This is a genomic window from Streptomyces sp. P9-2B-2 (genome assembly GCF_030406865.1).
In the GTDB taxonomy this organism is placed as follows: domain Bacteria; phylum Actinomycetota; class Actinomycetes; order Streptomycetales; family Streptomycetaceae; genus Streptomyces; species Streptomyces platensis.
The window spans coordinates 3,406,421-3,425,857 of record NZ_CP129126.1 but is presented as its reverse complement, the minus strand read 5'-3'; the positions used below and the strand labels follow the sequence as shown (position 1 = coordinate 3,425,857).

Here is a 19,437-nt window from a genome sequence, read left to right as displayed (position 1 = left end):
GGGCGATACCGTGCGGCACGTCGACGCTCCAATCAGCGTGGGCCTTGCCCCCAGCCGTTCGCGCGGTCGCGGCGGGGTTTGACTACACGTCAGGTTGCCGACGAATGGAGGCGGGAAGTTGCATCGATGCGTGCAACTTCCCGCCTGTGGGAGGTGCTAGAGGCCGATCCACTCCGCGTACTGCGCCAAGCCCCCGCTTCGCGTCCGCTCGCGCCGCTTGAGGGCGAGCACGGTTTCTCGCACCGTGGGGTGGTACCGCGTCTGCTGTGGAGCGGCCCGTCGGGCACGTTGCAGACAGTCCAATGCCTGCGCCGGATGGCCTGCCCAGGTGTGCGCTCTGGCAAGGTCCATCCAGTGGTGACCGGCCCGGGACCGGGTCCAGCCGCGCGGGATACGCACGTCCTCGGCAAGTTCCACCGCGCGGCCGAACTCGTTCAGTTCTGAGGCGATGGCCACTGCATGCACTCCGACATTCGTCGGGCCCCAGGTGACCCCGTAATCGGGCACCTCGCCTGTCTCCTGGGCGAGGGCGCGGGCTCGGGCAAGACGGGCGTCTGCATGGCCCTGGTCTTTCCTCCTGCCCGCGATCACGGCAGCCCGCAGGTGCATGACCCCCTGCATGGCCTTGATGCCTGCCGGACGGCGCGCGCTCTGACCGTCAAGATCCCGTAGCGCCCCGTCAATCACGCGCATACCAATGTCGTACCGGGCTGACGACATCGTGGTCTGTGCGCGGAGGTAGGCGTGCATGGCGACCAAGCCGGGCTCGTCCGCACGCGGTGCGGTCCAGGCGAGACGGTCCAGCGCAACCGTGGCGAGGTCGACATATCCAAAGTTCCAGGCCACGGTGAACACGCAGCGGAAAGTCCCAGCAAGGCACTCGTAGGCTTGCCGCTGTTCCTCACCCGAGGCGGTGTGCACGGCCTGGACAGACTCGTCGATCAGTCCGGGCAGGTCACGGACCATGTCCCTGTATTCCGCCTGTCGGCGCTGCACAAGTGCGCGCTGTACGTCGGCCCGAAGGAGAGGGACCGCACGCGGAGCTGTCCCCCAGTCGAGGGGGATGTCCCAGTTCTCCATCCCTTCGCGAATGGGCTGTATCAGCTCATCCATCCGGTCCCGGCGCAACTCATCGGCGTAGGGCTGCCCCAGCAGGTCTGAGGTGGAGACGCTGAGCGCGCGGGCGCACGCCGCGACGAAGGCCGGGGAGGCCGGCTTCTGTCCGCATTCGACTTTCGACAGCAGGGACTTGGAGACATTGGCGCGCAGGGCCAGTCCTTGTTGCAGCAGGCCGCGCTGCTTGCGGTATCGGGCGATCCGTGTGCCGGTGTGCTCTTCGTTGCTCGGTGGCACGATGAACTCCGTTCTGCGGTAGCACTCAGAACGTACCCACAAGCGGGCGTTCCGCGCCCCCGCATCCGCCTCACCCCGTCGCCAGAAACCGCTCCAGGGCTTCCACCACCAGTGCGTGGTCGTCGGCCTGGGGGAGGCCGGAGACCGCGACCACGCCGATGACGCCCGTGCCGCGCAGGCGGATCGGGAAGGCGCCGCCGTGGGCCGCGTACCGGTCCGGGTCCAGGCGCGAACTCTCCTCGAAGGCGCGGCCCTTGGCGCGGGATCTGGCGCCGACCAGGTAGGAGGACTCGGCGTAGCGTTCGACGCCCCGGTCCGGGGCGGACGGGCTCACGCGCGGGCCTCGATGCGGACCGTGCGGCCTTCGGTGGCGGAGAGCTTGGCGGCCTCCAGGACGCGCAGGGCGGCCGCGGCCTCGGAGGCGGTGACCGGGGGGCGGCCGCCCTCGCGGAGCGCACGGGCGATCGCGGCGTAATACGCGGGGTAGTCGCCCGGCAGGGTCGGTACGGGCTCGCCGCCGCCGGTCTGCGGGGACGAACCGGCGCCGAGCCGGCCCCGGCAGGACTCCGGCTCCACGCCCCACTCCACGCCCTCGGTGCCGGGCCGCAGGCCCTCGCGCAGTGCGGCCTCCTGCGGGTCCAGGCCGTGCTTCACATAGCCCGCCCGGCTGCCCAGCACCCGGAAGCGCGGGCCCAGCATGGCGGTGGTGGCGCTCACCCACAGATGGGAGCGGACGCCGCTCGCGTGGGTGAGGGCGAGGAAGGTGTCGTCGTCGGCCTCCGCGCCCGGCCGCCGGATGTCGGACTCGGCGTAGACCGAGACGACCGGGCCGAACAGGGTCAGCGCCTGGTCGACGAGGTGGCTGCCGAGGTCGTAGAGCAGCCCGCCGATCTCCGCCGGGTCGCCGGACTCGCGCCAGCCGCCCTTGGGCTGCGGGCGCCAGCGCTCGAAGCGGGACTCGAAGCGCTGGATGTCGCCGAGCGTGCCCTCCTCGATCAGCTTGCGGACGGTGCGGAAGTCGTTGTCCCAGCGGCGGTTCTGGAAAACGGAGAGCAGCAGACCGCGGTCGTCGGCGAGCGCGGCGAGCTTCTCGGCCTCGGCGGCGGTCGCGGCCAGCGGCTTGTCGACGACCACCGGCAGCCCGGCCTCCAACGCGGCGGTGGCGAGCGGCACATGGGTCTTGTTCGGCGACGCCAGCACGATCAGATCGAGGTCCGCGGCGCGGTCCAGCACCGCCTGGGGGGTGTCGACCGTACGGACCTGCGGATGCTCGGCGCGGGCCTGCGCCTGCCGCTCGGGATCGGAGGTCGAGACGGTGTCGAGCCGCAGGCCGTCGGTGGCCGCGATCAGGGGGGCGTGGAAGACCGAGCCGGCCAGGCCGTAGCCGATGAGGCCGACGCGGAGCGGGCCGTGGGGGGCGGCGGTGCCGGTGGGGTCGCTCGTCTCGCTGCTCATGAGCTCCACTTAAGCAACGCTGTTGCCAAAGTGCAAGCGATGCGGACAATGGGTGGGTGAGCAGCGATGACATCGACCGGGGACAGGCCGGAAAGCGGGCCAGCGGCGGCACTCCGGGCGCGGCAGCGGCCGGGCGTCCGTACGCCACCGGCAACCTGGCCGTCACCGGCAACCTGGCCGCCACCGGTAACCCGGCCGTCACCGGCACCCCGGCCGCCTCCGGAAATCCCGGCGCCAACCTCCCCGCCCTGCGTGGCCACAACGCCGCGCTGGTGCTCGGGCTGCTCCGGGCGGCCGGTGAGCGGGGGCTCAGCCGGCTGGAGCTCGCCGCGCGGACCGGGCTGACTCCCCAAGCCGTCAGCAAGATCACCGCGCGGCTGCGGGCCGAGGGGCTGGCCGTCGAGGCGGGGCGCCGCGCCTCCACGGGCGGGAAGCCCGCCACCGTCCTGCGGCTGGTGCCCGGCGCCCGGCACGCCGTCGGGCTGCACCTGGACCGCGATGAGCTCATCGCCGTACTCGCCGATCTCACCGGCGCCGCCGTCGCCGTACGCCGCGCCCCGCTCGCCTTCGAGGCGGGTGCCGGTCCGGTGCTCGACACCGCCGCACGGGAGGTCGCGGCGCTGCGCGCGGAGGCCGGCGGGCCGCCGGTGCTGGGCGCCGGGGTGGCCTGCCCGGGGCCGCTGGACCACACCGCCGGGGTGCTGCACCGGGTCACCGGCGCGCCCCGGTGGGACGGCTTCCCGCTGCGGGACGCGCTCGCCGAACGCCTCGGCCTGCCCGTCGTCCTCGACAAGGACACCAACGCGGCCGCGCTCGGCCTGGCCCAGGGGATGCCGGCCGGCGCCGGCTCGTTCGGCTATCTGCATCTGGGCACCGGCCTGGGCGCAGGGCTCGTCCTGGGCGGCAGCCTCTACCGCGGCCCGCGTACCGGCGCCGGGGAGTTCGGGCACCAGACCGTGCAGTGGGACGGGCCGCGCTGCGGCTGCGGACGGCGCGGCTGTATCGAGGCGCTGTGTCTGGCGGCGGTGGCCCGCGGTGATCTGCCGGGCGCGGCCGCGGTGTTGGGGGCGGGCGCCGCCAACCTCGTCGAGCTGCTGGACATCGACCGGGTGCTGCTCGGAGGGCGCACCGTACTGGAGAACCCCGACGGGTTCCGGACGGGGGTGGCCCAGGCGCTCGGCGGCCAGGCGCGGGCCCGTGGCAGGGCCCCGGTTCCGGTGGCGCTGGCCCGGGGCGGCGCGCAGGTGGTCGCGGACGGGGCGGCGGAGCTGGTGCTGGCGCCGCTGTTCGGGGCGCGGGGGGCCTCGCTCGGGGCCGCCGTCACTCCTTCTGCCGGGGCGTGAGGGGGACCGTCCAGCCGGATGCACTCGGCCCTGAAGGGGCGCCGCCCGGGACCGTCTCCCGGACGGCGCCCGCACTCGGACCGCCCCTCCCCGTAAGGGTGTTCCCTTGCAGTAGGGCCGTGCTGTCGGACGAGCAGGCCACGAGGTGGCTCGACTTGCCGTCCGTGCTTGTTGGCCGGGTCGCCGTTTGCGCCCTGGCCCGGACTCGCTTCGAGGAAGAGGCTGCCGTTCCCGTAGCAGTCCTGGTAGACGTCGTTTCGCCGGGGTTCTTCCGGCGTTCCGCCCACCAGGGATCGACACCCTTGACGGACTTGATCTCACCGATGTCAAAGGTGGGGCAGCCGGTTTGCACGCAGGAGATTTCGGCGGCGTGTGCCTCTCCTGTCCCCGGCGGCGCCAGCGCGATTCCCACGGCCAAGAGGCCGGTGGTCGCGAGCACAGCGGGAATGCGGAAAGGCGCTCCGGGTTCGGCAGCTGTCACGGGGAGATTCCCTTCGGGCATGCTGTTCAGGATTTTCACCGGGTCCGGGACCGTTGCGCACAGCACCGTCCGCCGTCGCCAAAAACCGGATCGGAAAGGGAAGTCGGCGGATCGGGGATCACCGGAAGCCGTGCACCGAACATAGGCGGGGCGACGCGGCTCGGTATCCGCCACCTGGCGGAGCAGTGCGAGGATCACGCCGTGGACTTCCCTTACGGCCAGCACCCTGGCGCACCCATCCGGTCCGGCATCCCCGAGCACGGACGCATTCCCAAGTACTACGCGGCCAAGGTCGACATCGCCGCGCTGCTGGACGAGCTGGGCGAGGGGGAGCTGCTGCCCACCGAGCGGGAGCTGGCGCTGCGCTTCGAGGTCTCCCGCGAGACGCTGCGGCAGGCGCTGCGGGAGCTGATCCTGGAGGGACGGCTGCGGCGGCTGGGGCGTGGCACGGTCGTCGCGGGACCCAAGATGGAGCAGCCGCTGTCGCTCGCGAGCTATACGGAGGGCGTACGGGGCCAGGGGCGCAGGCCCGGCCGGCATCTCGTCAGCCTCGACCGCTTCCCGTGCCCGCCGCGGCTCGCCGGTGATCTGGGGCTCGAAGTCGGCGACGCCGTATGGCACATGGAGCGGGTGCTGCTCGCCGATGACGAGCGGGTCGGGCTGGAGAGCACCTATGTCGCGGTCGGGCGGGTCCCGGACCTGGACACCGACTTCACGCCGGACTCGTCCTTCTACGCCTACCTGCGCGAGCGGCTCGGTATCGGCTTCGGCGACGCGGACGAGCGGCTGGAGACCGTGCTGGCCACGCCGCGCGAGGCGCTGCTGATCGGTGCGCCGGGCGCGCTGCCGATGCTGCTGATCCACCGGCTGTCGCGGGACACCGAGGGCCGCCCCCTGGAGCGGGTGCGTTCGCTCTACCGGGGCGACCGGTTCTCCTTCACCACCCATCTGGGCCCCGGACTAAAGTAGCTGCCGCGTCTTCTGGAGCCCCGTTTCCTCGCAGCCAGACGCTTCGTCAGGCCGCCCGTGTGAACGGCGAGGGGCAGGGGAGCGGACATGCGCCGGGAGTGGTCACCGGAGGATGTCGTGGCGTGCTGGACGCCCGTGGGAAGTGACTGGGACCTGGTCGCGAACAAGACCGGCCCGACCCGGCTCGGCTTCGTGCTGATGCTGAAGTTTTTCGAGCTGGAGGGCCGCTTCCCCCAGCTCGTCGAGGAGTTCCCACAGGCCGCCGTCGACTACGTGGCGGACGTGGTGAAGGTGCCTGCGGAGGACCTGGCGAAGTACGACCTGTCGTCCCGGTCGGCCAAGGGGCACCGTACTCAGATCCGCGACGCCCTCGGCTTCCGCCCGGCGACCCGTGCCGACGAAGAACGGCTGACGGCCTGGCTTGCAGATGAGGTCTGTCCGGTTGAGCTGGTTGAGGGCCGGTTGAGCGAGGCCCTGTTCGTGCAGTGCCGCGCCGACCGCATTGAGCCCCCGGGCCGGGTCGAGCGGATCGTGACTGCCGCTCGGGCACGGGCGGAGCGGGCTTTCTGCTCACGGACCGTCGCGCGCCTGGGCGAGGTGTGCGCGGAGCGCCTGCTGGCGTTGGTGGCCGAGGACAATGAGGACGGCACCGCCCTGTTGGCCTCGCTCGAACGCGACCCGTGTGCGGTCGGGCTGGACTCACTGCTGACCGAGATCATCAAGTTGAACAGCGTGCGCAAGCTCGGGTTGCCCGAGGGGTTGTTCATGAACTGCTCGGAGAAGCTGGTGGCCGCGCGGCGGGCGCGGGCGATCAAGATGTATCCGTCGGACTTCCGCGACACGAACGAGGACGTACGGATCACGTTGCTCGCGGCGCAGTGCTCCTCCCGGCAGGCGGAGATCACTGACACGCTGGTGGAACTGCTTGTTGCCCTGGTCCAGCGAGAAGGTGTTCAAGGCCAAGGTCCGCACCACCCTGCGGTCGTCGTACAGCTCGTACTACCGGCAGATGCTGCCGCCACTGCTGAAGACCTTGGGCTTCCGCTGCAACAACACTGCCTACCGGCCGGCGATGGACGCGCTCGCGCTGCTGGAGAAGTATGCCGAGGTCGACGGCAAGACCCGCTTCTACGACGCCGGCGACACGGTGCCGACCGGTCCGGACAAGGAACACGCCGAGGCGTCGATGCTCGCACTGCATCTGCTCCAGTCCGCGCTCGTGCACGTCAACACGCTGCTGCTTCAGCAGGTCCTCGCCGAACCGGCCTGGGCGAAGAAACTCACAGACGAGGACCGGCGCGGGCTGACCGCGCTGTTCTGGTCGAACATCAACCCGTACGGCACCTTCCGACTGGAGATGGACAAGCAGCTCGACCTGGGGCTGCCGGCCGCCGTACCTCGCCCCCGGAGCACTGGAGCCCGGACAGTTTCTACGGCCTCCCTCGCGTGAGCCTGCGGGAGGCCCGTAGAACCGTCCGGCTGCGGCTATGCAGCGGTCCGTGTCCAGGATTCGGGGTCGCCCCCACCCGGCCTCAACCGTTGGGCCGGGTCGACGGTGCATCGCTGATAGCGTGCCGTCCTGATCACGATCACTTGCACACACCGTCCACCGGGGGGAGACGGCTGAGTTGCCTCATCGCCCCACGCATCGAGAGGGCTTGAATGAGGATCGGGAAGAACGTCACGGCCGCGCTGCTGGCGGGCGCGCTGATCGGCACCGTGTCGGGGTGCAGCTCCGGCGGCTCCAAGGACGATGCGGCCAAGAAGCCCACCGACGTCGCACTGAAGAGCAAGATCACACCTCCCGCTGCCTTCGCGAGCGAGAAGGGGTGGGAGGTCAGGGCCGACTGGATGCCCGAAGGCCAGCCCTACCCCTACGCACTCTCGGCGAAGGGCGACACTCTCGCGTACCTCGACAAGAGCGAGCAGGGCTACGTACTGAAGGTCCGCGAGGCGGTGTCCGGCCGCCTGCTGTCGACGAGCAAGCCCTGGAAGGCACCGGAGCCCACCGAGGAGCAGACCGAAGACCCGGACGGGCTGCTGACGGTCCCGCGCGTATCCCTGATCACGGGCGGCGAACGCGAGTACTTCGCCGTATGGGCATACGGCAAGAAGAGCAAGGACCAGCTCCACAGCGCCAAGGAGGTCATCTCCGCGGCCTTCTACCCGGCCGACGCCTCCGGGGACATCGCCCCATCCGGCACCGCGGATGTCGAGGCGTCGGCCGAGGACGGCGCCACCGACGTCAACGTGTTCCCGGGAGCGCGGGGCCTGCTGGTCATACCGAGGTCCGAAGACGCCGTGCTGCTGTCCCCTGACGGCAAGGTCACCCAAGGCATTTCCCAGGTGAAGCTCGACGGGAAACCCTCTGACCTGGACATCAACAGCGCCTTCCCGGGTCCGGACGGCCTGGTGACCAACGGCAAACTGGAGCAGGGCGGCAGTGACTCCGGCGGCTTCGGCGTCGACGGCGGCTGGCACAGCGCAACGGTGACTCCGCCCGGCGTCGACGCGGTGCGCAAGGGGGAATCTGCCAGTACAGGCCCCTGGGAGACGCCAAACGGCCGGATCAACAGCGCCACGGGCAACTACCTGATCGCCGGCTGGTACACCACCTCCGACAACCCCATCTCCGCCGTACACGATCTGGCGACCGGCAAGCTCCGGGCAACTGCCCCGTGCGGGAACATCGGCACCCCCTACGACCTGCGCACACCCAAGCGGCCCGATCGCTACGAGACCCCTGCGGGCCTGTCCCCCAACGGTGACTACCTGGTCAAGGGCGGCAGCGTTTTCGACCTGAAGACGGGCAAGGGCCACTGCGTCGGCGAAGGGAAGGACGCCAAGGAGATCACCCTCGTCTCCGTCGGCGACGACGGCACCGCCTATGGTCTGACCGAGCGGGAGGGCACCGAAGGGAACATGCCCGTCTCCGTCTCGGCCAAGACTGGGGCCGCAAAGCCGCTGCCGGTGGCGACTACGACGCCGGACGCCGTTGCCAAGGGCGCGGGTGTGTTCATCACCTACGCCAGTCAGTACATACGCCTGATCGTTCTCAACGCTCGGAACTGAGGCCCGAATCAAGAGCATTTCCGTGTGTCCGAGTGTCGGCAAACGACCGTCTGCCGACACTCGGGCCACTGATCACGAACCCACCGAAGACCAGGCCGCGCTCGCCCAACAGCTCTACGACGCACGAGAGAAGACGGTCCAACAGATCGCCGACTCGTTCGGGATGCCGCGGTCCACGGTGTACGGCCACCTCGACAAGACCAAGACCGTCCCCCGCCAGCCCAAGACGAGCACGGCCACGAAGCCCTGACCTCTACTTTGCACCTGAGGTCAGAGATGGGAGTCCGGGGCCATCTGGGGACCCCGGCGAGGGGCTGAGGCGCCCGGTACCGGACCGAGCCCGACGCCCCCGAAAGATCACGAGAAGATAACGGGTCTAGGCCAAGCTTGCCGCCCCGTTCACCCGCGCGTCGCCGGGCCACCTCCAACGGGACACCCACCGCCGCGACCGTCTGGGGCATGCGAGTCATAGTGGTCGGAGCCGGGGTGCTGGGAACCATGCACGCCTGGCAGGCAGTCGAGCGGGGCCATGAGGTCCTGCACATCGAGCGGGAGGCCGAGGCCCGTGGCGCCTCGGTCCGTAACTTCGGACAGATCTGGGTCAGCGGCCGGGCCGGCGGCGAGGAGCTGGACACCGCGCTGCGCGCCCGGGAGCTGTGGGAGGGCATCGGCGCCCGTGTCCCGGGCATCGGTTTCCGGGCCATCGGCTCGCTGACCGTCGTCAAGAACGCCGCCGAGCGGGCGGTCGCCGAGGCCGCGGCCCGCCGCCCGGACGCCGCCGCCCGCGGCTACCGGCTGCTGGACGCCGAGGAGGCCCGCACCCGCAACCCCGCCCTGCGCGGCGAGTTCGCCGGCGCCCTGTGGTGTGAACGGGACGCCGCCGTCGAACCGCGGGTCGCCCAGCGCGCCCTGAAGGCGGCGCTGCTGGAGTCCGGCCGGTACCGCTACCTCGGGGGCCGGGAGGTCCGCGAAGTGGTCGGGGAGCGCGCCGTACGCGACGATCACGGCGAGGTCCACCACGGGGACGCCGTCGTCCTGTGCACCGGCGCCTGGCTCGGCGGTCTGGTCCGGGAGCTGCTGCCCGATCTGCCGGTGCGCCGGGTGCGGCTCCAGATGATGCAGACCGACCCGCTCGGCGAACCGCTGACCACCTCCGTCGCCGACGCCGACAGCTTCCGCTACTACCCGGCGTACCGGAGCGAGGCTCTGGACGCGCTCAACGCCCACCAGGCCCAGGCGCCGACCGCCGCCGCGCACAAGATGCAGCTGCTGATGGTCCAGCGCGCCGACGGCGGACTGACCATCGGTGACACCCACGAATACGAGGCGCCGTTCGCCTTCGACACCGTCGAGGAGCCGTACGAGCATCTGACCGGCGTCGTCGAGTCCGTCCTGGGCCGCCCGCTGCCCCGTATCCGCCACCGCTGGGCCGGGGTCTACGCCCAGTGCACCGACACTCCCCCTGGCTCCGCCGGGGGTGCCCCCACCCGTGTCGTGCACCGGGAGCAGGCCCGCGACGGCGTCTGGCTGGTCACCGGGCCCGGCGGGCGCGGGATGACCTGCGCCCCGGCCATCGCTGAGACCACCGCGAACGAACTGGGCTGGTGAGGAAGTTGACACACCCCGACCTGACATCCGACCCCCGCGCCGAGCGCGCCGAGAGCGCCGCTGACGGGGCGCCCGATCCCCGTGACAGCCGGCTGATCGTCCTCGACATGGCCGGCACCACCGTCGCCGACGGCGGGCTGGTCGAGCAGGCCTTCGGCGTCGCCGCCCGCCACCTGGGCGTCGAACCGGGCAGCGCCGATCACGCCGAGAAGCTCGCCTACGTACGGGCCACCATGGGCGAGTCCAAGATCTCCGTGTTCCGCCATCTCTTCGGTGACGAGGCCGCCGCCCGGCGCGCCAACACCGCCTTCGAGACGGCGTACGGGGAGCTGGTCGACGGCGGCCGGATCGCGCCGGTCCCCGGTGCCCGGGAGGCGATCGAGGCGCTGCGGGCCGCCGGGCGCACCGTCGTCCTCAGCACCGGCTTCGCCCGGGTCACCCAGGACGCCATCCTCGACGCGCTCGGCTGGCAGGACCTGGTCCCGCTCACCCTCTGCCCGGCCGACGCGGGCGGCCGGGGCCGCCCGTACCCCGACATGGTCCTCACCGCGCTGCTGCGCACCCGCGCCACCGACTCCGTGCGGCGGATCGCGGTGGCCGGCGACACCTCGTACGACATGCTCTCCGGACGGCGGGCCGGCGCCTCGGTCGTCGCGGGGGTGCTGACCGGTGCGCACGACCGGGCGCAGCTGGAGTCGGCAGGCGCCACCCATGTCCTCGGCTCGGTCGCCGAACTGCCCGCGCTGCTGGGAGTGGTGTGAGATGCCCGCCTCAGCCGCCACCGCACCCGCCACCGCACCCGCCCGGACCGCCGCCCGGCCCGCGGCCCCGGCCCCGGCCGCGTCGGGCATCCGTTTCGACCAGGTCTCCGTGGCCTACGGCAGGCACGGCGAGCACACCGTCCTGGACTCCTTCGACCTGACCGTCGAACCGGGCGAGGTGATGGCCCTGCTCGGCCCGTCCGGCTCCGGCAAGACCACCGCGTTGCGGGCGGTCGCCGGCTTCGTGCAGCCCGCCTCGGGACGGGTGCTGATCGGCGGCCGGGACATGACCGGACTGCCGCCCCACAAGCGCGGTATCGGCATGGTCGTCCAGCAGTACGCGCTGTTCCCGCACATGAAGGTCGCCGAGAACGTCGCCTTCGGCCTCAAGGCGCAGAAGACACCGCGCGCCGAGATCCCCGGCCGGGTCGCCGAGGCGCTGGAGATGACCGGTATGGCCGCCTACGCCGGGCGGCATCCCAGGGAGCTGTCCGGCGGGCAGCAGCAGCGGGTCGCCCTCGCCCGGGCGCTCGCCATCCGCCCCGGGGTGCTGCTGCTGGACGAACCGCTGTCCGCGCTCGACGCCCAGCTGCGCTCCGGCATGCTCGCCGAACTCGCCCGGCTGCACCGCGAGTTGCCCGATGTCTCGATCCTCTATGTCACCCACGACCAGATCGAGGCGCTGACCCTGGCCGACCGGATCGCGGTGCTGGACCGGGCCCGGCTACAGGACTGCGGCACCCCGCAGCAGCTCTACCGGCGCCCGCGCACCGAGTTCACCGCGTCCTTCGTCGGCACCGCCAATCTGCTGCCGGTGACGGTGCGCGGCGACGGCGTCGACTTCGGCGGCCGGCCGCTGACCGTACCCGTCGGCGACGAGGTGGCCGAGGGCGCCGCCGCGACCCTCTGTGTGCGCCCGCACCTGGTCGGCCTCGGCGAGAGCCCGCGGCCCGGCGGCGGCAACACGCTGCGCGGCACCCTCACCGAAGTGCAGTGGCGCGGCGCGACCCACCGGCTGTACGTGGCGGTCGACGGACACCGCGTGCTGGCCGACGTCCGCGAACTGCGCACGACCCCCGCGCTGGGCGACGAGGTCGCACTGCACTTCGCGCCCGAGGACGCGGTGCTCATGCCGGCGGGGCTCACCGAGGGCGGTGCTCCCGATGCCTAGGACGGATACGGCGCCGGCCACCGGGACGACGGGCAGGACACCGGCCGCCGGGACGGACGAGGCGACGGACGCCGGGACGGACGAGGCGACGGACGCCGAGACGGGCAGGGCGACGGACGCCGCGACGGCCGCATCGGGCGGCTCCGGTGCCCCGGCGCCGAACCGCCCGTCCCGTCCCCGCCGCGCCGGGGCCGCCCTCTGGACCCTGCCCCCCGTCGCCGCCCTCGGCCTGGTCTTCCTCTACCCGCTGGCCCTGGTGGTGTGGCAGTCCTTCACCCCGGAAGACGGGGGCCACTCCACCGCCCCCTATGCCACGGTCCTCGCCGAGGCGTCCTTCCGTACGGCGCTGACGAACACCGTGCTGATCGCCGTCGGCGCCACCGTCGGTGCCCTGCTCCTCGGGCTGGTGCTCTCCCTCGTGATCGCCTTCGTCCCGTTCCCCGGGGGCCGGGCGCTCAGCCGCTTCATCGACCTCTTCCTCGCCTTCCCCTCCTTCCTGATCACCCTCGCCCTGCTGTTCCTCTACGGCACCGTCGGCATGGCCAACGGCCTCTGGACGGATCTGACCGGCGCCGCCCATGGACCGCTGGACTTCCTGCACACCCCCTGGGGCGTCCTGCTGGCCGAGGTCACCTACTTCACGCCGTTCGTGATGCGCCCGCTGCTCGCCGCCTTCTCCCAGCTGGAGACCGGGCAGCTGGAGGCCGCCGCCTCCCTGGGCGCCCGGCCGTGGCGGATCGTCCGGACGGTGATCCTGCCGGAGGCTCTGCCCGCGCTCGCGGCGGGCGGCGCGCTGGTCCTCGTGCTCTGCCTCAACGAGTTCGGCATCGTCCTCTTCACCGGCGCCAAGGACGTCGTCACCCTCCCGATGCTCGTCTACACCAAGGCCCTTCTCGACGGCGACTACACGGGAGCCTGCGTCGTCGCCGTCGTCAACATCGCGCTGTCCGTCGCGCTCTACGCCCTCTACCGGACCGTGATGGCCCGTACGGGCGGCGGCGCCGGGCCGCGCTCAGGAGGTGTGCCCCACCGTGCTGGTGCCTAGCAGGTCCGCCCGCCGGGCCCTCCACCTCCTCTTCCTCGTCCTCTTCCTCCCGGTCTTCGCGCTGCCGCTGCTGGTGATCGTCGCCGCGTCCTTCGCGACCAGCTGGAGCGGCGCCCTGCCCTCCGGCCCGTCCCTGGCCCACTACCAGGGCCTCGCCCACGGTGGGGCGCCGCAGGCCCTGCTCACCAGCGTCCTGACCGCGCTCGCCGCGAGCCTCGCCGCGCTCACCATCGGCACCTGGGCCGCGCTGGCCGCCGAGAAGCTGGGCCGGCGCACCCGCCGCCTCCTCGACGCCCTCTTCCTGCTCCCCGTCGCCGTCCCCTCCGTGGTCGTCGGCCTGTCCCTCCTGGTGGCCTTCTCCCGGCCCCCGTTCCTGCTCAACGGCACCCCGCAGATCGTGATCCTGGCCCACACCGTGCTGGTCACCGCGTTCGCCTACCAGTCCGTGACGGCCGCGCTGGCCCGCCTCGACCCGGCCTACGAACAGAGCGCGGCCGGCCTCGGTGCCCGCCCCGCCTACGTCCTGTGGCGGGTCAAGCTGCCCCTGCTGCTGCCGTCGCTCACCGCGGCGGCGGGCCTGTGCTTCGCGCTTTCCATGGGCGAGCTGAGCGCCACGATGATGCTCTATCCCCCCGACTGGCTGCCGCTGCCGGTGCAGATCTTCGCGGCCACCGACCGCGGCGCGCTCTTCGCCGGCGCCGCCCTGGCGGTGACCCTGATGGCCGCCACCCTCCTCGTCCTCCTGGGCGTCTCCCGTATCCGCACCAAGGCCACCTACCGCTGACCCCCGCAACCACCGTGTCTTCCTTAGGAGTTATCTCGCCATGTCCCGCTTCCGCCCCGTCCGCAAGCCGCTCGCCGCCTGCTGCGGCGCCCTCACCCTCGGCCTCCCGCTCACCGCCTGCGGCGGCGCCTCCACCGCCGACCCGCACGCCAAGGAGGTCACCGTCTACAGCGCCGACGGCCTCAAGAGCGAGCAGGGCGACGGGTTCTACGACACGGTCTTCAAGGACTTCGAGAAGAAGACCGGCATCAAGGTCAACTACGTCGAGAGCGGCTCCGGCGCGGCCGTCCAGCGCCTGGCCCGCGAACGCGCCAACACCAAGGCGGATGTGCTGGTCACCCTCCCGCCGTTCATCCAGCAGGCCGAGGGCAAGGGCCTCCTGGACACCTACCGCCCCCAGGGCGCCGACCAGGTCGCCGCCGCGGACAAGGCACCCTCCGGCAAGTGGACCTCGATCGTCAACAACTACTTCTGCTTCATCTACAACAAGAAGGAGCTCAAGCGGGCCCCCGCCACCTGGCAGGACCTGCTGGACGCCAAGTTCACGAACAAGCTCCAGTACTCCACCCCGGGCGTCGCCGGCGACGGCACCGCCGTCCTGATCCAGGCCCTGCACGACTTCGGCGGCCGCCGCCCCGCGATGGACTTCCTCAAGAAGCTCCAGACCAACAACGTCGGCCCCTCTTCCTCCACCGGCCAGCTCGCCCCCAAGACGGACAAGGGCGAACTCCTGGTGGCCAACGGCGATGTCCAGATGAACTACGCCAACCTGAAGTCCCTGCCGAACCAGGGCATCTTCTTCCCCGCCGCCAAGCCCGGCAGCCGGCCCACCACCTTCGCCCTCCCGTACGCGGCCGGCCTGGTCAAGCAGGCCCCCCACTCCGCCAACGCCAAGAAGCTCCTCGACTACCTGCTCTCCGCCCCCGTCCAGCGCCAGGTCTCCGCAGTGGGCGGCGGCTTCACCGCCCGCAAGGACATCAAGGCCACCGACACCCACGCCACCGAACTCGCCAAGATCATGAAGAACGTCGACATCTTCCACCCCGACTGGAACGACCTCGACAAGAACCTGGACTCCTACGTGGAGGCTTGGCGGGAGGCCACGGGGAGTTGAGCGGACCGCGCCCGCCCGCGCCCCTCACCGGCGCGGGCGCATGTACTTCCCTCACCGGCAGCAGGCCCGATTGCTTCCGTGGTCCAGTCCCGGGGGCAAGCCCTGCTACGTCATAGGCGACGGAAACGGTCCCGTGTCGCGCCTCGCCGACGAGGTGGAGGCGGTGCAGCTCGGGATGGCGGCCGCGTTACTCGGGCACGCCGGAGCCATGCTCGACGACCGCCGGGTCTCGAATGGCGAGCTGCGCTTCCTGGTCGAGCGGCTGACCGAGGCGCTGCGCGATGTGCTGCGGATCGCCGAGAGCCGGGGTGCGGGCGCTGCCCGGCCGGCAGAAGACCGGGGGGATCACCAGGGTCAGGGGCACGGGGGCTGACTTAGGGTGGGGGCGTCGGCCGTACGTACGACGCGTGGGGTACCCCGTGTGGTCCGCGGCGCGTGCGGGAGGCGGTCGGCGCCCCTGGTCCTCACGCACGGCAGGAGTCCGGCAGTGGCAGAGCGCAAGCCGATCGAGTCATGGCTCACCGACATGGACGGCGTCCTGATGCACGAGGGCATTCCGGTTCCCGGGGCGGACGCCTTCATCAAGCGGCTGCGCGAATCGGGCAAACCCTTCCTCGTCCTGACCAACAACTCCATCTACACCCCGCGTGATCTGCACGCCCGGCTGAACCGCATCGGCCTGGACGTCCCATGGGAGTCCATCTGGACCTCCGCGCTGGCCACCGCCCAGTTCCTGGACGACCAGCGGCCCGGCGGCACCGCCTACTGCATCGGCGAGGCGGGCCTGACCACCGCCCTGCACGACATCGGCTACGTGCTGACCGACCACTCCCCGGATTACGTGGTCCTCGGTGAGACCCGCACCTACAGCTTCGAGGCCCTGACGAAGGCGATCCGGCTGATCAACGACGGCGCCCGGTTCATCGCCACCAACCCCGACGAGACCGGCCCCTCCCCGCAGGGCGCGCTGCCCGCCACCGGTTCGGTGGCCGCGCTGATCACCAAGGCGACGGGCATCGACCCGTACTTCGTCGGCAAGCCCAACCCGCTGATGATGCGGCACGGGCTGAACGTCATCGGCGCCCATTCCGAGACCTCCGCGATGATCGGCGACCGGATGGACACCGATGTGCTGGCCGGCCTGGAGGCGGGCATGGAGACCTTCCTCGTCCTGACCGGCCTCACCCGCCCCGAGGAAGTCGACCGGCACCCGTTCCGGCCCTCCCGCGTGGTGGACTCGATCGCGGATCTCATCGACTTGGTGTGACGGGGGGTGCCCGTGAGCGGGCTGGTGGTGGTCTGACCCGTGGCCCGGGCCGGGCCACTGCCCGGTTCGGCCCGGCGTGGCCTGCTGCCCGGTCCGCGGCCTGATCCGGCCACGGGCCGCCGGTGGCCCAGGGGCCCCACCCGAACGGCGCAGCCTCGGACCGCACCGGATGCGGCCGGGCTCACGTAGGCGGACCTTCGGAGTTATCGGAGGTTCACCATGCGCTCACGGCAACTTGCTCTCTGTGCCGCGGTCGCGGCGTGCGCGGTGACGACGGCGCCGGCACCCGCGTACGGCGCGGACGATCGCGCCACCGGAACCGCAACGGTCCAGGCCACCCCCGCCTCCCGCGGCGCCGACACAGGCACGGGCGGCGATGCCGGGCGGGCCCTCGTGCGATCCGTGGCCGTCTATGAGGGGGCGCCGCGCAGCCGGGCTCTCGCTCCGGCCGCCGAGACCGGCGGAGCAGGCGCCGCTGCGTACGCGGTCAAGGAGGCCGGGGCCACCCGAGCCGCCAACGCCACCAAGGAATCCCACCCCACCAAAGAATCCAAAGCCGCATCGAGCCGTGAGCTGAGCAGCACCTCGGCTGTGGGCCTGGTGCTGGCCGGTGGCGCCATCCTGGTCATCGCGGGGCAGCTGCTCCGGCTCCGGCTGAGACTGCGCCGCGAGCGGCGGGGCGACGCCGATGAGCGCTGACGAGGACGGGCGGGCGAGCGCGGTCGGGGTGACCGCCAGACCCGGCGTATCCGCCCCGGACGGCAACGCAGGCGGCACGAGGACCGTGGCAGCCGCGCCCGGAGGGCGGGGAGCCTCCCACGCATCCGGCACCCCTGACACCCGTAGGGGGCTCAACGCCCTTGCCCTACCCGGCACCCATGCCTTCCCCGGCCCCGGCGCCAATACGGTCACGGGCCCCGGCCCCGGCTCAACCCACCGCCCCGGGCGCCTGCTCGGCGGCGTGGCCTGGGCGGTGTTGCTGCTGGGGCTGTGGCTGTGGGGCCGGGATCTGGCGGACGAGGTGGCCGCGCAGCTCGCCACGACCGGTGATGTGGCCGCCGCCGGACGCCCGTTGGGCCGCCAGGCGCCTCCGCATGCGCACGCCCCGGTACCTGCAGCGACCACCGCACGGCCCGTTGGAATCACCATCGACGCGCTCGGCGTACGGGAGGCCGGCATCACCGAACGCGGCCTCGACGGCGACGGCCTCCTCACCCCGCCCCCGTACACCTCCCCGCAGCCCGTCGGCTGGTACCCCGAGGGGCCGCAACCCGGCGAGGCGGGCGCGGCACTGCTCGTGGCCCGTGCGGACGCCGGAGGCCCGGAAGGCGACCGCCCGGGCATCCACGACCCTGATGACGCCCAACGGGCCGGATTCCACCGCCTGTCCCACCTCAAGCCGGGGGAGCAGGTGGACATCCGGCGCGCCGACGGCAGCACCGCACGCTTCACCATCGAGGACGTCCAGCTCTACGACCGCCACCGCTTCGACCCGCGCCGGGCCTACGCCGCCCACGACCGCGGCCGCTCCGAACTCCGCCTGATCACCGAGGACATCAGCCGCGCCGATGCCACCGGCCGGCAGGACGGCGGCGAGCCGACCCACGTGATCGTGGTGGTCTCCGCCTACCTGACGTCCTACCAGGAGCATCGCGCACCTTAGGGGCGCGGGGAATTGCGCGACCGGCCACGACGCAGCCGCCCCCACACCCGCAGCCGCACCCGCACGACACCAACGCTCGGCCCCCCTCGGCACCACCCCGCGCAGCGCTCGGTGCGCGGCTCGTCCACAGGCCGACCCGGGCAAGTCGGGGTGTGCCACGATGGATGCGGCCGGTGGTCCCCTGCCGACCGTGTTCCGTGTTCATGCTCCGAGGGGGGAGTGGATGTACGGCAATCTGCGACGGATGGCCGCGGTCGGTTCGCCGGGCGGATCCCGCGACGGCCGGCGGCGCTCCGCACCTGCCGGTGCGACGCCGTCGAGGGCGGTGGTGGGGGCACTGGCTCTGCTGCTGCTCGCCGGCTGCTCCGACAGCGACAGTGACGGCAGCGTGCCGGACAGACCCGGCCAACGCCCCAAGTCCGTCGCCCCGTTCTGGGTCAACCCGGACAGCAAGGCGGCCCGTCAGGTGTCCGCGTACGGCAAGGACGGCAAGTCCGGCGACGCCCGCCTGGTCAACAAGATCGCGACGCAGCCGGTCGCCGAATGGATAGGCGTCGACGACCCGCAGGGCGAGGCCCAGGGCTTCACCGAGGCGGCCGCCAAGGCCGACCGCGAGGCGCTGCTGGTGCTCTACAACATCCCGCACCGCGACTGCGGCAGCTACTCCAAGGGCGGCGCCGCCGACGGCAACGCGTACCGCGCCTGGCTGGACGGTGTACTCAAGGGCATCGGCAACCGCGCCACCACCGTCATCCTGGAGCCCGACGCCCTGCCGCACATCGCGGACAAGTGCACCCCGGGGCAGTTCCACGAGGAGCGCTACGCCCTGCTGACGGAGGCGGTCGGCAAGCTCAAGGCGCTGCCGCGCACCAAGGTCTATCTGGACGCCGGCAACCCCCACTGGATCAAGGACCCGGGCCGGATGGTCGAGCCGCTCAAGCGGGCCGGTATCGACCGTGCCGACGGCTTCGCGCTGAACATCTCCAACTACCAGACCACCGCGGAGAACACGAAGTACGGCAAGAAGCTGTCCGCCATGGTCGACGGCAAGCGCTTCGTCATCGACACCAGCCGTAACGGCAACGGCCCGGCACCCGGCGGCGACGACCCGGAAAACTGGTGCAACCCGCCCGGCCGCGCCCTGGGCGCGGCACCCACCACCAAGACCGACGACCCCCAGATAGCCGCCTACCTGTGGATCAAGCGTCCCGGCGAGTCGGACGGCACCTGCAAGGGCGGCCCCAAGGCGGGCACCTGGTGGCCCAAGTACGCCCTCGGCCTGGCCCACGGCGCGAAGTAACCACCGCGCCCAGCGCCTGCCGTGACGGCGACCACCCGGTCGCCGTCACGG

The 19,437-nt window shown here is 71.9% G+C and carries 18 protein-coding genes and 2 pseudogenes; 17 read left to right on the top strand and 3 right to left on the bottom strand.

The genetic code is table 11. The annotated features are described in order from the left end of the window. Nucleotides 1–156 precede the first annotated feature (156 nt). The 3 genes and pseudogenes from QT196_RS14900 to QT196_RS14890 form a co-directional block, all read right to left on the bottom strand. Nucleotides 157–1,353 (bottom strand): helix-turn-helix transcriptional regulator, encoded by a 1,197-nt coding sequence (locus tag QT196_RS14900; RefSeq protein ID WP_266731222.1) that lies wholly within the window; start codon nucleotides 1,351–1,353, stop codon nucleotides 157–159. Nucleotides 1,354–1,423: 70 nt separating this feature from the next. Next, a pseudogene (locus QT196_RS14895) lies at nucleotides 1,424–1,666 on the bottom strand (heme-binding protein); the annotation flags it as partial. Between the two features lie 17 nt (nucleotides 1,667–1,683). Next, complete coding sequence (locus QT196_RS14890) at nucleotides 1,684–2,808, bottom strand: Gfo/Idh/MocA family oxidoreductase (protein ID WP_290355060.1); 1,125 nt, start codon at nucleotides 2,806–2,808, stop codon at nucleotides 1,684–1,686. A 173-nt stretch (nucleotides 2,809–2,981) separates the two neighbouring features. Here QT196_RS14890 and QT196_RS14885 point away from each other — a divergent pair, with 173 nt between their 5' ends. The 17 genes and pseudogenes from QT196_RS14885 (at nucleotide 2,982) to QT196_RS14805 (ending at nucleotide 19,386) form a co-directional block, all read left to right on the top strand. Then, a complete protein-coding gene (locus QT196_RS14885) occupies nucleotides 2,982–4,151 on the top strand; it encodes an ROK family transcriptional regulator (RefSeq protein WP_290356657.1) in 1,170 nt (389 codons plus the stop codon). 682 nt (nucleotides 4,152–4,833) lie between these two features. Beyond that, nucleotides 4,834–5,601 carry a GntR family transcriptional regulator gene (locus QT196_RS14880; protein WP_290355059.1) on the top strand — a complete coding sequence of 256 codons (768 nt, stop codon included), beginning with the start codon at nucleotides 4,834–4,836 and terminating at the stop codon, nucleotides 5,599–5,601. Nucleotides 5,602–5,688: 87 nt separating this feature from the next. Beyond that, nucleotides 5,689–6,075, top strand: a pseudogene (locus QT196_RS14875) (DUF4158 domain-containing protein); the annotation flags it as partial. Between the two features lie 454 nt (nucleotides 6,076–6,529). Continuing rightward, on the top strand, nucleotides 6,530–7,051 hold the full coding sequence (locus tag QT196_RS14870; protein ID WP_290355058.1) for a Tn3 family transposase: 522 nt from the start codon (nucleotides 6,530–6,532) through the stop codon (nucleotides 7,049–7,051). 212 nt (nucleotides 7,052–7,263) lie between these two features. Continuing rightward, a complete protein-coding gene (locus QT196_RS14865) occupies nucleotides 7,264–8,673 on the top strand; it encodes a hypothetical protein (protein ID WP_290355057.1) in 1,410 nt (469 codons plus the stop codon). A 22-nt stretch (nucleotides 8,674–8,695) separates the two neighbouring features. Continuing rightward, nucleotides 8,696–8,923, top strand: a complete 228-nt coding sequence (locus QT196_RS14860) for an ArsR family transcriptional regulator (RefSeq protein ID WP_290355056.1) — start codon at nucleotides 8,696–8,698, stop codon at nucleotides 8,921–8,923. A gap of 209 nt (nucleotides 8,924–9,132) precedes the next feature. Continuing rightward, nucleotides 9,133–10,281, top strand: coding sequence for a TIGR03364 family FAD-dependent oxidoreductase (locus tag QT196_RS14855; RefSeq protein WP_290355055.1), 1,149 nt, complete (start codon nucleotides 9,133–9,135; stop codon nucleotides 10,279–10,281). A 92-nt stretch (nucleotides 10,282–10,373) separates the two neighbouring features. Beyond that, nucleotides 10,374–11,042: a phosphonatase-like hydrolase gene (locus QT196_RS14850; protein WP_290356656.1), complete on the top strand. Its 669-nt coding sequence runs from the start codon at nucleotides 10,374–10,376 to the stop codon at nucleotides 11,040–11,042. A 1-nt stretch (nucleotide 11,043) separates the two neighbouring features. Next, nucleotides 11,044–12,213, top strand: a complete 1,170-nt coding sequence (locus tag QT196_RS14845; RefSeq protein ID WP_290355054.1) for an ABC transporter ATP-binding protein — start codon at nucleotides 11,044–11,046, stop codon at nucleotides 12,211–12,213. After that, nucleotides 12,206–13,258, top strand: a complete 1,053-nt coding sequence (locus tag QT196_RS14840) for a 2-aminoethylphosphonate ABC transporter permease subunit (RefSeq protein WP_290355053.1) — start codon at nucleotides 12,206–12,208, stop codon at nucleotides 13,256–13,258. Before QT196_RS14845 ends, QT196_RS14840 begins: the two co-directional genes overlap by 8 nt. Beyond that, a complete protein-coding gene (locus QT196_RS14835) occupies nucleotides 13,245–14,042 on the top strand; it encodes an ABC transporter permease subunit (RefSeq protein WP_290355052.1) in 798 nt (265 codons plus the stop codon). The genes QT196_RS14840 and QT196_RS14835 overlap by 14 nt, the downstream gene beginning before the upstream one ends. Before the next feature lie 40 nt (nucleotides 14,043–14,082). Then, the gene (locus tag QT196_RS14830; protein ID WP_290355051.1) at nucleotides 14,083–15,156 is read left to right on the top strand and encodes a 2-aminoethylphosphonate ABC transporter substrate-binding protein; all 1,074 of its coding nucleotides are present in this window, start codon (nucleotides 14,083–14,085) and stop codon (nucleotides 15,154–15,156) included. Between the two features lie 40 nt (nucleotides 15,157–15,196). After that, on the top strand, nucleotides 15,197–15,529 hold the full coding sequence (locus QT196_RS14825) for a hypothetical protein (RefSeq protein ID WP_290355050.1): 333 nt from the start codon (nucleotides 15,197–15,199) through the stop codon (nucleotides 15,527–15,529). A gap of 114 nt (nucleotides 15,530–15,643) precedes the next feature. After that, the gene (locus tag QT196_RS14820; RefSeq protein ID WP_168479255.1) at nucleotides 15,644–16,423 is read left to right on the top strand and encodes an HAD-IIA family hydrolase; all 780 of its coding nucleotides are present in this window, start codon (nucleotides 15,644–15,646) and stop codon (nucleotides 16,421–16,423) included. A gap of 219 nt (nucleotides 16,424–16,642) precedes the next feature. Continuing rightward, a complete protein-coding gene (locus QT196_RS14815; protein ID WP_168479254.1) occupies nucleotides 16,643–17,122 on the top strand; it encodes a hypothetical protein in 480 nt (159 codons plus the stop codon). Continuing rightward, nucleotides 17,112–18,086, top strand: coding sequence for a hypothetical protein (locus QT196_RS14810; RefSeq protein WP_266731211.1), 975 nt, complete (start codon nucleotides 17,112–17,114; stop codon nucleotides 18,084–18,086). Before QT196_RS14815 ends, QT196_RS14810 begins: the two co-directional genes overlap by 11 nt. Before the next feature lie 223 nt (nucleotides 18,087–18,309). Beyond that, entirely contained in the window at nucleotides 18,310–19,386 is a 1,077-nt protein-coding gene (locus QT196_RS14805; protein ID WP_266731209.1) for a glycoside hydrolase family 6 protein, read from the top strand. Nucleotides 19,387–19,437 lie beyond the last annotated feature (51 nt).

Coding starts and splice junctions, on each gene's coding strand:
- QT196_RS14865 (WP_290355057.1), top strand. CDS start 7,264: ATGAGGATCGGGAAGAACGTCACGGCCGCGCTGCTGGCGGGCGCGCTG.
- QT196_RS14845 (WP_290355054.1), top strand. CDS start 11,044: ATGCCCGCCTCAGCCGCCACCGCACCCGCCACCGCACCCGCCCGGACC.
- QT196_RS14825 (WP_290355050.1), top strand. CDS start 15,197: ATGTACTTCCCTCACCGGCAGCAGGCCCGATTGCTTCCGTGGTCCAGT.
- QT196_RS14855 (WP_290355055.1), top strand. CDS start 9,133: ATGCGAGTCATAGTGGTCGGAGCCGGGGTGCTGGGAACCATGCACGCC.
- QT196_RS14805 (WP_266731209.1), top strand. CDS start 18,310: ATGTACGGCAATCTGCGACGGATGGCCGCGGTCGGTTCGCCGGGCGGA.
- QT196_RS14830 (WP_290355051.1), top strand. CDS start 14,083: ATGTCCCGCTTCCGCCCCGTCCGCAAGCCGCTCGCCGCCTGCTGCGGC.
- QT196_RS14810 (WP_266731211.1), top strand. CDS start 17,112: ATGAGCGCTGACGAGGACGGGCGGGCGAGCGCGGTCGGGGTGACCGCC.
- QT196_RS14840 (WP_290355053.1), top strand. CDS start 12,206: ATGCCTAGGACGGATACGGCGCCGGCCACCGGGACGACGGGCAGGACA.
- QT196_RS14815 (WP_168479254.1), top strand. CDS start 16,643: ATGCGCTCACGGCAACTTGCTCTCTGTGCCGCGGTCGCGGCGTGCGCG.
- QT196_RS14890 (WP_290355060.1), bottom strand. CDS start 2,808: ATGAGCAGCGAGACGAGCGACCCCACCGGCACCGCCGCCCCCCACGGC.